The organism is Psychrobacter sp. H27 (assembly GCF_059072655.1).
This window is the reverse complement of record NZ_JCACRX010000001.1, coordinates 777,585-791,358: the sequence shown is the minus strand read 5'-3', so window position 1 is coordinate 791,358 and position 13,774 is coordinate 777,585. Positions and strand designations below refer to the sequence as shown.

The following is a 13,774-nucleotide window of genomic DNA, read 5'->3' as shown; positions in this document are numbered from 1 at the left end:
GATTCAAGCGTTTACTTATTATGTAGTTATAATCAACCGTTTACGCTTGGGCAGTTTTAGATGCTTCCATCATATCCGCAAACTTATCAAACAATGGCGCGCAGTCATGTGGACCAGGGCTGGCTTCTGGGTGACCTTGGAAGCTAAATACAGGCTTATCGGTCAACTCGATACCTTGGTTAGTACCATCGAATAATGAGCGATGAGTAGATTTAACGTTGTCAGGTAGCGTGTCTTCATCAACCGCAAAGCCGTGGTTCTGACTGGTAATCATAACCGTACCAGTCGCTAAGTCTTGTACTGGATGGTTGGCACCATGATGGCCAGTTTTCATTTTGATGGTATTTGCGCCGCTTGCTAGACCAATCAGCTGATGGCCTAAGCAGATGCCAAACGTTGGGACGTCAGTTTGTTCAATGATGTGACGTACCGCATCGATAGCGTAATCACAAGCTGCAGGATCACCAGGGCCGTTTGATAAGAAGATGCCATCTGGATTCATCGCTAGCACGTCTGCGATAGGGGTCTGTGCTGGTACAACCGTCACGTGACAACCGCGGTCGACGAGCATGCGCAGGATGTTTGTTTTGCTACCGAAGTCATAAGCAACGACGTTGTATTTAGAATCGATGTGAGTGCCAAGTTGCTTAAAGAAGCCGCCAGTACCGCTATCATGACTACCATGAATATCACGGTTGAGTAGGGTGTCTGATAAATCCCAGGTACCTGCTGTCCACTCGAAGTTCTCTTTAGTACAGCATTCTTTTGCCAAGTCCATGCCTTTTAGACCTGCAAAGCCTTTCGCTAACTCAATCGCTTTTTGCTCATCGTCGCTACTGATAGTCTCACCATCTGATGCGGTCATGATACAGCCGTTCTGTGCACCTTTATCACGTAATAGACGTGTTAGCTGACGCGTATCAATTTCAGCGATAGCCACTGTCTCATTACGCTGTAAATAGTCGCTAAGTGACTCTGAGTTACGGAAGTTAGAGGTTGCCATGGTGGCATCACGGATGATAAGACCGTCTGCCCATACTTTGTGACCATTGCCAGATTCTGTGTCCTCGCTATTGGTGCCTGTATTACCGATGTGAGGGTAAGTCAAAGTCACCAGCTGGCGGGCATAACTTGGATCGGTTAGGATTTCTTGATACCCTGTCATGGCTGTGTTAAATACCACTTCACCAATACGATGACCTAGGCTGCCGATACTGACACCGCGAAAGATTGTACCGTCTGCTAGTGCCAAAATTGCTTGTATTTCTGCCGATGAATTCAAGGATTGCCTCCGCTGTTATTGGTGAGTGCCATCATATTTTGTTGGACTAAAATTGCTCCGTATCCTTTTATTTACGGCATTTGACTGTTGTCATATAAAAGTAAAAAAAGGGCGATACACAAAAATTTTCCACAAAAAAGCGAGAAGACATTATTGATGAAAACTACAAAACCCACTAGATAGTGAATAGGTAACTTGCATCATGTCCGCTCGCTTAGGCACAGATTTTGCGTATTATATACAAAATAGTAACTTATGGCTAGTATCAAGGGCAAACTGAGTGATTAAAACTGGTAGTGGACAGACAGCCCGTAATAGTCAGGCGCAAGATTGGTTGTGATGAGAAGCTGATCGTTATAGCTTTTGGTCAAATACATACTACTGGCAACCCCTAGTGCTGCACCAGCAAATACATCAGCCACATCATGTTTTTCCGCTTTAACACGGCTATAACCTACAAAAGTTGCGCCAACATAAGCTGGAATACTATATTCTAATCCATAGCGTTTATGAATGAAGCTTGCGCCCTGAAATGCCAAAGAAGTATGTCCTGATGGGAAGGAGTCATTGTCGCTATGGTCAGGGCGCTCTTTATTAATGGTTGACTTCACAGCATAGGTCACGGCAAGATTGGTAGCAAATGATTGATAAAATTGCTGACGTCCCTCTTTATCATTCATATAATGCGTGCTGCCATAAGCAATGGCAGGTATGGCAACCGCAACAATGTCACCGGCTCTCTCCAAACTTGAGGTATCTTCAGCATAACTGGGCGCGGTGATGATCACACTACTTGCCAACAAGATAATAGGTACGTGTGTTTCGCGAAGCATGGATGCGTCCTTAGTAGGGTAGCGGTACTTGTTAGGGCAGGCGCTACGATAGCAAAATGAGAATGTTGGCCTTGCTAATTGTACTATAAAGTGGACACACGATAAGGTATTAAATGGGATTGTATACTGTAAAATATATTTTTTATGGCTATGGTCCAAAGTGAGATGGTTCTTTGACATGCGAATCAAATAAGCATAAAAATGATCGTGGTATAACCAATGACTTACTCCAAAATAACATTATCCTTACTAAGGAAAAACGATGATATTTAAATATTTAGACAAAACCCCTGAGTTTGCCGTACCCTTCAATGGTTGGGTGGCTGATTCAGCACAAGTAATCGGTGATGTGTATTTGGGTCATCAGGCCAATGTTTGGTTTGGTGCGGTGATACGCGGCGATAACGATCGTATTCATATCGGCGACTATAGTAATGTGCAAGAAAATAGTGTGATTCATACCGATGCAGGCATAAAGGTCACAGTCGGCAATTATGTTACCATCGGCCATCTGGCAATGCTACACGGCTGTGAAGTCGGTGATAATAGCTTGATTGGCATTGGCGCTGTGGTACTTAACAATGTCAAAATCGGTAAAAACTGTCTGATAGGGGCGAAAGCCTTAATTACTGAAGGTCAGGTGATTCCTGATAACTCGCTAGTGATGGGCGCGCCTGCAAAAGTAGTCAAGACGCTGACAGATGAGCAAGCAGCGATGCTAAAAATGTCAGCGCTACATTATGCTGAGCGTTGCCAGAAATTTAAAACAGGCTTAACAGAAATAGCGATGCCTGACTAAGGGTAAGTAAACGAGCTAAGTTTAAATAGATAGACGATAGGGTGCATACTTATTTCATTGATAGACTGTTCAATTAATACGGTCAGCCTTAGTAGATAACTGTACCCAATTTTATTAAATAATTCATATTTTTTCGCAACCAACGATAAGGTCTCACCATGCAGGCAAATCAAGCACAAACACAACAAAAACAACTGGCATTATTTGATTTAGATCATACATTACTTGATGTCGATAGCGATTATCTCTGGGGTGAGTATATCGTAAAGCATGACCTTGTCGATGAGGCGCAGTACCGCACTGCCAATCAGAAATTTTATAATGACTATATTGAAGGTACGCTAGACGCGACAGAGTACAATGAATTCGTCGCGCAGTTTTTGAGCAGTCTGCCGCTTGATAGACTTGATGAGCTAAGAGAAGACTATATTAAAAGCGAAATCGAGCCACATATTCGCCCAAAAGCGATGGAAGCGTTGTGCCAGCACATTGAGCAAGGGCACGATGTGGTGATTATTTCTGCGACCAATGATTTTGTGGTATCGGCTATTGCCAAGCGTTTTGGCGTGGAAGAAGCCAATGTATTGGCAACGCCATTAGAGATCAAAGACAATCGCTATACAGGTAAGCTAACTGACAGACCAAACTTCCAAGCGGGCAAAATATACCATTTAGATAAATGGCTAAATAAACAGCAAACCTCTGGCATCACCTTTGAAAAAACGTATGCGTATTCAGATTCCAAAAATGATATTCCGTTACTCGAATGGGCTGATGTGGCCGTTTGCGTATCACCTGATGATGCGTTACATGCGCATGCTTTGGCACATCGCTGGGCAGTAGAAGATTGGTCAATTTAGATTATTTAAGCTAGTAATAGTAGCAACATTAGCAATAGCGTTAATTAGCGAACCATTTAGCATCAATCTCATTTAAAATAGCGCCACATTCATTATTTATTTTTTTAGAAAAACAGGAACATTTATGGAAATCAATCCGTATCAAGAGCAAATTAAAGATTTATCAGAGCGTGGGCAGGATTTGCGGAGGTATCTTTGACTTCGATGGTAAGCAAGAACGCTTAGAAGAAGTTAATTTAGAGTTAGAAAACCCCGAGCTATGGAATGATCCAGAGCGCGCGACCAAGATTAATAAAGAAAAAAGTCACCTTGATGGTGTCATCGATGTGGTAGTGTCACTTGAGACGACATTAGAAGATGCGTCTGCCATGCTAGAGTTGGCAGTCGAAGCAGAAGATGAGTCATTGCTAGCCGATGTGCAGAGCGAGCTAGATAGCGCTGAGAAACGTGTTGCTGATTTAGAATTCCGCCGAATGTTTAGCGGTGAGATGGATCCAAATAACTGCTACTTGGATATTCAGTCAGGCAGTGGCGGTACTGAAGCGCAAGATTGGGCTGAAATGCTGCTGCGCATGTATACACGCTGGGCAGAATCACATGGCTTCAAAGTAGATGTGATTGAAGTGTCATCAGGTAGCGTGGCTGGTATTAAGTCGGCAACCATTGAGATCAAAGGCGATTATGCGTTTGGTTGGTTGCGTACCGAGATTGGCGTTCACCGTTTAGTGCGTAAATCACCATTTGATAGTAATAATGGTCGTCATACCTCGTTTGCTGCGGTGTTTGTCTCGCCTGAGATTGATGACAACGTCGAGATTGATATCAATCCAGCAGATTTGCGTATCGATACCTATCGTTCATCTGGGGCGGGTGGTCAGCACGTAAACACGACAGATTCTGCGGTACGTATTACCCATGAGCCATCAGGTGTGGTAGTGACCTGTCAGAATGAGCGTAGTCAACATGGTAACAAAGCCACGGCGATGAAAATGCTACGTGCTAAGCTCTATGAGCTGGAAATGCAAAAACGTATGGAATCGCAGCAAGCGGTAGAAGATGGCAAGTCTGACGTCGGCTGGGGCAGTCAAATTCGCTCATACGTGCTCGATGACTCACGTATCAAAGACTTGCGTACGGGTGTTGAAACCTTTAACACTGGTGCGGTGCTAGATGGTGACCTCGATCAGTTTATCGAAGCGAGTCTAAAAGCAGGACTGTAAAAGGCTGTTTTAAATAAGCAGCCGTTTTAAAATAGTAACTAATTGAAATAGTAACCAATATTTAATTAAGGAAAATTATGCCAAGCGTTAATAATTATTTTGATGATAAAGTGACTTCTATTGCTTTTCAAACGGCTACCAAGCCTGCGACTGTCGGCGTCATGGAAATTGGTGAGTATGAGTTTGGCACCAGTGAATTTGAAACCATGAGCGTGGTGAGCGGTGCATTGACCGTAAAATTACCAGAGAGTGATGAGTGGCAAACGTTTAACGCTGGCGAGCAGTTTACCGTTGAAGCTAATCAGAAGTTCCAAGTAAAAGTAGACGTCGAAACCGCTTATCTATGTGTATATGGTAAATAACGACTTCTAAGTTATAGCAGTATCAAAACGAAAAAAGCCAAGTATTTGATGCTTGGCGTTTTTTGTGGGCATTTCATTCTCTAGCTCACTCTTTATAAGTCCTTACGGTACTGAACCATATCTGTCTGAGTCGCAATGGCATCATAGAGTTTACGAGCGGTGGTGTTGCTTTCTTGTGTCGTCCAGTAGACACGGTTGCAGTCCTTATCCTTAGCAAAGGAGTATACATGTTCAATCAATGCACGTCCTACGCCTTGACCACGGACATTATTCGCGACATATAAATCTTCTAAGTAACAACACGCGTTAGTATTCCATGTGTTGGGATGCAGTACCACATGGGTAATGCCTACCAAAATACCATCCCTCCACGCCCCAAATCCATAAACAGAGACGTCATCATCAAGCAGATTGCGCCACGTCGTCTCCGTCGTGCTTGATGGCAAATTGGTTTCATAAAATGTCAGATAGTTTTGCCATAAGTGCGCCCAAAGATCGTGATCGGCGAGAGCGAGTGGCTTTATTTTCACAGGTGAATGGTTCATTTTTTATAAACTTAAGTCGTGAGTAATGCTGAATTATGCCTCAAAAGTACAGCACTTAGAACCCTTATCCCTATTTTTATCACTGCTTTATTTTACACAGCATTACACTTTGTCTGTGCCAAATAAACAGCAAAAACTACCGTCATTAATTATGCTAAAACCATGAATTCTCAAAGGTATATAGGTTTATGACAAAGGCAAAATTACAGACTAGCCAGCAGACAATGACCAAAGATGTGCGTTATGATTACGAGCATCTCGCACGCCGCGCTAATTTGCGTTATGTGAGTGACAATGAACCAGGCTACGAGCGTAGACGTTGGGGTCGCGGCTTTACTTATCGTGATGCAACAGGCAACACGGTCAAAGACAAAGCATTGCGTCAGCGTTTTGATGCATTGGTGATACCGCCTATGTGGTCAGAGGTGTGGATATGCCAAGACGAACGAGGCCATCTGCAATCAACAGGGCGAGACGAAAAATCGCGCAAACAGTATCTGTATCATCCGTCATGGAACAACATCCGTGACCAAGCAAAGTTTGATGCGATGATAGGATTTGCAGAGGCACTGCCCAATCTACGCGCGCAGGTGGAGGCAGATTTGGAAGCAGAGTCGCTGTCACGCACCAATGTGCTTGCTGCCGTTGTTAAATTGCTAGAGACCACTTTGATTCGTATTGGTAATAGCCGCTACGCCAAACAAAATAAAAGCTATGGTCTAAGTACGTTACGTAGTAAGCATGTTAGTGAAACCGACAATGGACTGGCGTTTGATTTCGTCGGAAAAAGTGCAAAAGAGCATCATATTGAGCTGCAAGATGAGCGATTGATTGACATCGTGCAAGCATGTTCTGAACTGCCAGGTTATCAAATATTCAAATACTTAAATGACAACGGTCATAAGCAAGTCGTTGACAGTAGTGATATCAATGACTACTTACGGATGCATACGTGCGGCATGGACTGCGAAAGTAAACTGTACAGCGCAAAGGATTTTCGCACATGGATGGCAAGTGTACTTGCAGCAAGCTACCTATATGATGAGCTACAAACGTCTGCAGGCGCTAGCATACTAGCCAGTGCACCAGAAAGCACTGAGCGACAGCAATTAGTTACTGATATGGTAAAAAGTGTGGCAGCAGAGCTGGGCAACACGCCGACCGTATGCCGTGCCTCTTATATTCATCCCATTGTCATTGAGCGTTTTTTGGCAGGACAGTTTTTTGAAACTTACAAACAAGCGCGCCGCGGTCGAACTAAGAAATACCAAAGCTGTGAAGAGAAAGCGTTATTAGGGTTTTTAAGAGCTGATGTTTAAGTGTGAGGTTTTAGACAATAATATTGAAGTGTTAATTCTTTAATAGGAAATTGAAAATATGTGGCAGTACTTTGGCTATTGATTGTAGGTGTCTTTGCGGATTTATAACGAATTAATGATAATTAGTTATAGATTATCTCTATTTCTATAAAATAAAAATGATACGTTATGTATTGAAATAAACGTAAAAATGCGTTACTAATAGAGCATGATAAATACGAACCTATGAAACGGTCTATAGGATGTGGCCGTTTTGCAATCATACAATCCCATTTTACTATTTCACCATTTTACCAGTGACCTGATATTGCTAAAGGATTAGCTTATGAACACCCCCTCTCAAACTCCGACGAATATTGATACAGATACTACCGTCACACCAAAAAACTATACCGATTACTATAATAATTTTGATATGGATACACTGCTGTCAGAAATATTTGGCGAGCATGTGGATGATCGTTTAAATGCTTATATGGCTTGCTGTGGTCGCCATGTACGCGATGGCCGCGCTGACAATGCTGCGTTAGTACACGAAGACACAGCAGGCAACATAACACGCATGAGTTTTGGTGAGCTTGACAAAGCAAGTGCTCAAATCGCTAACTTACTACAGTCGTATGGGGTAAAAGCGGGCGACAAAGTAGCGACTATGCTACCGCGCACGCCCGAGCTGCTAACCGTTGTATTGGCAACATGGCGTATCGGAGCCGTATATCAGCCGCTATTTACTGCTTTTGGTTATGACTCAATCAAATATCGGATGGATAAAGCCGATACCAAAGTCGTTTTTACTAACTTAGAAAATCGCAGCAAGTTTGAAGATTTGGCTGAGCAAACCAAAATGGTATTGGTCGGCAGTATAGAAGATGCTCAGACGTGGGGTGACGATCATTACAGCCAGTCTATGGCAGTGCAGTCGCAAACGATCGAACCAGTGATGCTCGATACGGATGCGCCATTTTTGCAAATGTTTACCTCAGGCACGGTTGGTAAATCAAAAGGCGTCAGCGTTCCGTTAGCCGCATTACCTGCTTTTTACCTATATATGCGTTATGCCATCGATCTACGCGAAGATGATCAATATTGGAACATGGCAGATCCAGGCTGGGCATATGGCTTGTACTATGCCATTACAGGGCCTCTGCTACTGGGCATCGCCACTTATTTTAATGAGGCAGGATTTGACGCGACTAATACCCGTGATTTTATGGTACGTCACAAGATTACCAATTTAGCCTCTTCACCGACGGCATTTCGAATGATGAAATCTAGCGGCGTATTTGATAATAAAGACAACAATGACGTTGACCTTGATACCAATGCCAAGCTGTCTTTGCGCTGCGCCAACTCAGCAGGGGAGACACTGAACACCGAAGTGGTCAACTGGGTCGAAACTTATCTAGACTGTCAGGTAAAAGATCAATATGGGCAAACAGAAACTGGCATGACTTGCTGTGCGCATCATGCGTTAACGCACGAGTCTCCAGTGGGGTCAATGGGAATGGCACTACCAGGTCATACGTTAGTGGTATTAGGTGATGATATGACTGTACTGCCAGATGGTGAGCAAGGACAGTTAGCAGTCGTGGTCAGTCAGTCGCCTGCGTTCTATTTCCGTGGTTATAGCTGGAATGAAAAACAAGCCTTTGTAGAGGATTACTATCTAACAGGCGATGTGGTCGAGCGTCATAGTGACGGTAGTTACTGGTTCTCAGGCCGTGATGATGACATTATTATTACCGCAGGTTACCGCGTCGGACCTACGGATGTCGAAAACACCGTATTAGAGCATGACGCCGTTGCAGAATCTGCGGCCGTGGGCGTGCCGGATGAAGTGCGTGGTCATACCATCAAGTCTTATGTGGTGCTAAAAGACGGTGTCGAAGGCAGTGAGCAAATCGCCAAAGAAATCCAAGAGCTGGTACGCAAACGCTTATCTACTCATGCGTATCCGCGTGAGGTTGAGTTTGTGACAGAACTGCCCAAAACGCCAAGTGGTAAGATTCAACGCTTTTTGCTACGTAGTCTGTCTGCTGCATGAATGAGTTGATAAAGCGTCTATAAATTTAATAGAAAAGTATCTAATAAGAAGCAAAATCTAAAGGAATAATCATGCAAGTTAAACAAAACAGCTTTTTGGTCACAGGCGGTGCATCAGGTTTGGGCGAGTCAGTGGCTCGGGCTATTGTCGATCAAGGTGGTAACGTCGTCATCGCTGACCTGAATAAGTCAGCAGGGCAAGCATTGGTTGCCGAGCTAGGTGATAGCGCACGTTTTGTGCGTTGTGATATCACCAACGGTGATGAAGTGCAATTAGCGGTTGAGCTGGCAGAGTCAGCTTTCGGCGGCTTACAAGGCTCAATCAACTGTGCGGGCATCGTAGTCGTACAAAAGCTTCTAGATCGTGATAACAACCCGGCAGATCTTGAGGCATTTAGCCGCGGGGTCAACATTAATTTGGTCGGTTCATTCAATGTTGCCCGTTTGGTCGCAGCGAGTATCGCCAAGCGTTTGGCCAGTGACAGCGCTACAGATGCCAATGCAGAAAAGAACCATATAGGAAAAAATGCGGATCAAGGTATTATTATCAATACGGCATCTATCGCCGCCTTTGATGGTCAAGTGGGCCAAGCCAGTTACTCATCGTCCAAGGCAGGCGTGGTTGGATTAACTTTACCACTTGCTCGCGAGCTGGCTCGTCACGGTATACGCGTGATGACTATCGCACCGGGTGTCTTCGCTACGCCGATGATGGAATCTATTCCAGAAAAAGCCCGCGAACAGTTGGAGGCGGGCGTACCTTATCCTAAACGTTTGGGCGCTCCCAATGAGTTTGCCAAATTGGTGACCCATATTATTGATAATGCCTATCTAAATGGTGAAGTCATTCGCTTAGATGGTGCCATTCGTATGGTCTAGCTCTTGTTGCTTTCATTATTTTCACACAAAATTGATCTACATAATATGGCATGATTCTTTGATACAGTATTATTAATTACTCTTGAGAGTTAATGATAAGGATCAAGTTTCATGTCATTTTTTTGCAAAAAATCTTACCAATTAAGCGAATCATATCCGCACTCGTTGCTAATACTTATCAGTATTAGCCTCATTTCCTTTGCGAGCACTAGCGCTATTGCCTATAGTGAAAGTCCATCAACATCCAATGATCCTATGCCATCCTCGACAGTTATTGATAAAGTTTTTGTGGATAAATCAGATCGTGTCTTACAGCTCATGGAGCGTGGCAATGTCATACGGTCATACCGTATTGCGCTTGGCGACAGCCCAGTTGGTCATAAACAGCAGGAAGGCGATCAGCGTACGCCGACAGGGATTTATACCTTAGATTATAAAAATGAGAACTCTATTGCGTATCGTTCCATTCATATTAGCTATCCAAATGCTGCGGACAAAGCACACGCAAAGTCGCTAGGCGTCAGCCCAGGCGGCGATATCATGATTCATGGACAAATGAATGGCTTTGGACATTTGAGCTGGTTGAACCAAAGCCGCGATTGGACTGATGGTTGTATCGCGGTTACCAATGACGAGATGGATACCATTATGGCAGCCGTTAAGGTTGGTACGGTGATTGAAATCGTTGAGTAAACGGTTTAAGTTTATGATAATTATAAGATGTAAGTATAAATTGATGCTTTATAAAGGATAGTTTTTCCCTATTTTAAATATCATTGTTTTTAGTAAGGTTTTATGGCGTAACTGTCTTGAAATAATTGTATATATACCTTATATAAATGACAGATAACAGAGGGCACTAGCGTCTAAAATGACCTCTGATAATACGAATTATAAAAGGATATACATATGAGATTTGAGAAATTCACTCAAAAACTGCAGTCCGCCATTCAAGAAGCACAGAGCCTAGCGTTAGGTCGCGATCATACCGGTATCGATCCTGTGCATTTGCTTGGCGTACTACTGCAAGATGAGTCTAATTTATCTATCTGTCAGCAAGCGGGTGCTTCTATTCCAGCGCTAAAAAATGGCGTTGCCAAGGCATTAGACAATCAGGCGACTATTTCGGAACCGACAGGTGACGTCAATCTAAACCCAAACTCGGTTAAAATCTTGAACTTGGCAGATCGTCAGGCTCAAAAAGAAGGCGATGATTTTATCGCGACTGAATGGGTGATGTTGGCACTCGCTGAGCAAGGCGAAACCAAAAAGATATTTGAAAGTGCCGGCGTAACGGCTAGCAAACTAAAAGCGGTCATTGAGCAGCTACGCGGTGATGATACGGTCAATAACCAAAACGCAGAAGATCAGCGCGATGCACTCAATAAATATACGATCAATCTGACTGAACAAGCAGAGCTGGGTAAACTTGATCCAGTAATCGGTCGTGACGAAGAGATTCGCCGTACTATTCAGGTACTGTCGCGCCGTACCAAAAACAACCCTGTACTCATCGGTGAACCAGGTGTCGGTAAAACCGCCATCGTAGAAGGATTGGCACAAAAAATCATTAATGGTGACGTACCAGAGGGTCTGCGCCGCAAAGAAGTGCTGTCGTTAGATCTAGGGGCGCTCATTGCAGGGGCAAAATTCCGCGGTGAGTTCGAAGAACGACTCAAAAGCGTATTGAGTGACTTAGCGAAGCAAGAAGGTAACGTCATCTTGTTCATCGATGAGCTACATACGATGGTCGGTGCGGGCAAATCAGAAGGCGCGATGGATGCAGGTAATATGCTAAAGCCAGCACTGGCACGCGGTGAGCTGCATTGTGTTGGAGCTACGACGCTGGACGAGTACCGTAAGTATATCGAAAAAGATGCTGCTCTTGAGCGTCGTTTTCAAAAGGTTTTGGTTGATGAGCCAACGGTCGAAGATACCATCGCGATATTACGCGGTCTAAAAGAGCGTTACGAGCTGCATCACGGCGTCGATATTCAAGACAGTGCCATCATCGCAGCAGCACGTATGAGTCATCGCTATATCACCGATCGCAAGTTGCCAGATAAGGCGATTGACTTGATTGATGAAGCAGCCAGTCGTCTGCGTATGGAGATGGACAGCAAGCCTGAGTCATTAGGTAAGCTCGATAGCCGCCTCATTCAGTTAAAAATGCAGCGTGAAGTGCTCAAAAATGAAGAAGACGCTGGTGCACAGGCCGAGCGAAAAGTGCTCGATGCCCAAATAGCTGAATTGGAAAAAGAGTATGCTGATCTCAATGAGGTTTGGCAAGCAGAGAAGGCATTGGTCAAAGGCAGTCAGCAGCTCAAAGACGAGCTGGACAAAGCCCGTATCGCCTATGATAAAGCCAGCCGTGAAGGCGACTACGAGACCATGAGTAAGCTGCAATACGAAACTATTCCGCAGCTTGAGCGTCGTATCCATGAGTCTGACTTGGCTGAGCAAAAAGAGCAGACAGGTGAAGGTAGCGGTGTCAAATTACTACGGAATAAGGTAACAGACAACGAAATCGCAGAAGTCGTGGCAGCGGCAACGGGCATTCCAGTCAGCAAAATGATGCAAGGTGAGCGTGATAAGATGATAGCCATGGAAGAAAAGCTCCATGAGCGGGTCATCGGTCAGAACGAAGCGGTCGAAGCCGTTGCAAACGCGGTACGTCGTAGCCGTGCGGGCTTGTCTGACCCCAATCGTCCTTCTGGTTCGTTCTTGTTCTTGGGACCTACGGGTGTTGGTAAAACTGAGCTCACCAAATCACTGGCAAACTTCCTATTTGACTCTGAAGAGGCGATAGTACGTATCGACATGAGTGAATATATGGAAAAACATAGCGTCAGCCGCCTAGTTGGTGCGCCTCCAGGTTATGTCGGTTACGAAGAGGGCGGCACATTGACGGAAGCGGTACGCCGCAAACCGTATAGCGTTATACTCTTCGATGAAGTGGAAAAAGCCCATCCCGATGTGTTTAATATCTTACTGCAAGTGCTGGATGATGGTCGCTTGACTGACTCACAAGGACGGGTGATAGACTTCAAAAACACCGTGATTATCATGACCAGTAACTTAGGGTCGCATAAGATTCAAGAGATGGTAGGTGAGAGCTACGATGATATCAAGGCAGAAGTGATGGATTCGGTTGGGCAGCATTTCCGTCCAGAGTTCGTCAACCGTATTGATGAAATTGTGGTCTTCCATCCGCTTGGTATGTCGCAGATGGCAGGTATTGCCGACATTCAATTAGATCGCTTGCGTCAGCGCATTCAAGAGCGTGAGATGGATATTGAGCTATCAGCCGATGCGATGAATAAATTGGTGGCAGTAGGGTATGATCCAGTTTATGGCGCGCGCCCACTCAAACGTGCCATCCAGCAAGAGATCGAAAACCCTTTGTCATTGAAGCTACTGGCGGGCGATTTCGTTGCGGGTGATATCATCAAAGTTGATGTTGGCGCAGATGACAAGCTGACTTTTGACAAGCTAAGAATGAGCTAATCACTTTAACGTTGACGCTTGTTTGACCTCATTATGTGCGCTAAATCAACCCTTTATCTACAATCGTAGGTAAGGGGTTTTTCGTTTAGACAATTATTTTACGCTACGATTCTTTTACGTTTTAA

12 protein-coding genes are annotated in these 13,774 nt (G+C 44.4%); 9 read left to right on the top strand and 3 right to left on the bottom strand.

Annotated elements, in window-relative coordinates; all coding sequences use genetic code 11:
• Positions 1-40: 40 nt before the first annotated feature.
• Both carA and AC5JPY_RS03050 read right to left on the bottom strand, forming a co-directional pair.
• Positions 41-1,282, bottom strand: a complete 1,242-nt coding sequence (carA, locus tag AC5JPY_RS03055; protein WP_493852078.1) for a glutamine-hydrolyzing carbamoyl-phosphate synthase small subunit — start codon at positions 1,280-1,282, stop codon at positions 41-43.
• 284 nt (positions 1,283-1,566) lie between these two features.
• The gene (locus AC5JPY_RS03050; protein WP_058025191.1) at positions 1,567-2,115 is read right to left on the bottom strand and encodes a phosphatase PAP2 family protein; all 549 of its coding nucleotides are present in this window, start codon (positions 2,113-2,115) and stop codon (positions 1,567-1,569) included.
• 262 nt (positions 2,116-2,377) lie between these two features.
• Here AC5JPY_RS03050 and AC5JPY_RS03045 point away from each other — a divergent pair, with 262 nt between their 5' ends.
• The 4 genes from AC5JPY_RS03045 to ppnP all read left to right on the top strand — a co-directional run bounded on the left by AC5JPY_RS03045 (position 2,378) and on the right by ppnP (position 5,356).
• Positions 2,378-2,914: a gamma carbonic anhydrase family protein gene (locus tag AC5JPY_RS03045; RefSeq protein ID WP_493852077.1), complete on the top strand. Its 537-nt coding sequence runs from the start codon at positions 2,378-2,380 to the stop codon at positions 2,912-2,914.
• A 158-nt stretch (positions 2,915-3,072) separates the two neighbouring features.
• The gene (locus AC5JPY_RS03040; protein ID WP_493852076.1) at positions 3,073-3,774 is read left to right on the top strand and encodes an HAD family hydrolase; all 702 of its coding nucleotides are present in this window, start codon (positions 3,073-3,075) and stop codon (positions 3,772-3,774) included.
• Between the two features lie 124 nt (positions 3,775-3,898).
• Positions 3,899-4,994, top strand: a protein-coding gene (prfB, locus tag AC5JPY_RS03035; RefSeq protein ID WP_493852075.1) for a peptide chain release factor 2 whose coding sequence is annotated in 2 segments (ribosomal slippage) — positions 3,899-3,970 and positions 3,972-4,994 — 1,095 coding nt in all. Because the reading frame shifts where the segments join, the coding sequence is not laid out codon by codon here.
• 77 nt (positions 4,995-5,071) lie between these two features.
• Positions 5,072-5,356, top strand: coding sequence for a pyrimidine/purine nucleoside phosphorylase (gene ppnP, locus AC5JPY_RS03030; protein WP_057760713.1), 285 nt, complete (start codon positions 5,072-5,074; stop codon positions 5,354-5,356).
• Between the two features lie 92 nt (positions 5,357-5,448).
• Here the strand turns inward: ppnP and AC5JPY_RS03025 are convergent, their stop codons facing one another.
• Complete coding sequence (locus tag AC5JPY_RS03025) at positions 5,449-5,901, bottom strand: GNAT family N-acetyltransferase (RefSeq protein ID WP_493852074.1); 453 nt, start codon at positions 5,899-5,901, stop codon at positions 5,449-5,451.
• Positions 5,902-6,089: 188 nt separating this feature from the next.
• Here AC5JPY_RS03025 and AC5JPY_RS03020 point away from each other — a divergent pair, with 188 nt between their 5' ends.
• The 5 genes from AC5JPY_RS03020 to clpB all read left to right on the top strand — a co-directional run bounded on the left by AC5JPY_RS03020 (position 6,090) and on the right by clpB (position 13,649).
• Complete coding sequence (locus tag AC5JPY_RS03020; protein WP_493852073.1) at positions 6,090-7,220, top strand: DNA topoisomerase IB; 1,131 nt, start codon at positions 6,090-6,092, stop codon at positions 7,218-7,220.
• 325 nt (positions 7,221-7,545) lie between these two features.
• Positions 7,546-9,264, top strand: coding sequence for an AMP-binding protein (locus AC5JPY_RS03015; RefSeq protein WP_493852072.1), 1,719 nt, complete (start codon positions 7,546-7,548; stop codon positions 9,262-9,264).
• Between the two features lie 71 nt (positions 9,265-9,335).
• Positions 9,336-10,142, top strand: a complete 807-nt coding sequence (locus tag AC5JPY_RS03010) for an SDR family NAD(P)-dependent oxidoreductase (RefSeq protein WP_493852071.1) — start codon at positions 9,336-9,338, stop codon at positions 10,140-10,142.
• A 111-nt stretch (positions 10,143-10,253) separates the two neighbouring features.
• Positions 10,254-10,835 (top strand): L,D-transpeptidase family protein, encoded by a 582-nt coding sequence (locus tag AC5JPY_RS03005; protein ID WP_493852070.1) that lies wholly within the window; start codon positions 10,254-10,256, stop codon positions 10,833-10,835.
• 216 nt (positions 10,836-11,051) lie between these two features.
• Positions 11,052-13,649 carry an ATP-dependent chaperone ClpB gene (gene clpB, locus AC5JPY_RS03000; protein ID WP_443526300.1) on the top strand — a complete coding sequence of 866 codons (2,598 nt, stop codon included), beginning with the start codon at positions 11,052-11,054 and terminating at the stop codon, positions 13,647-13,649.
• Positions 13,650-13,774 lie beyond the last annotated feature (125 nt).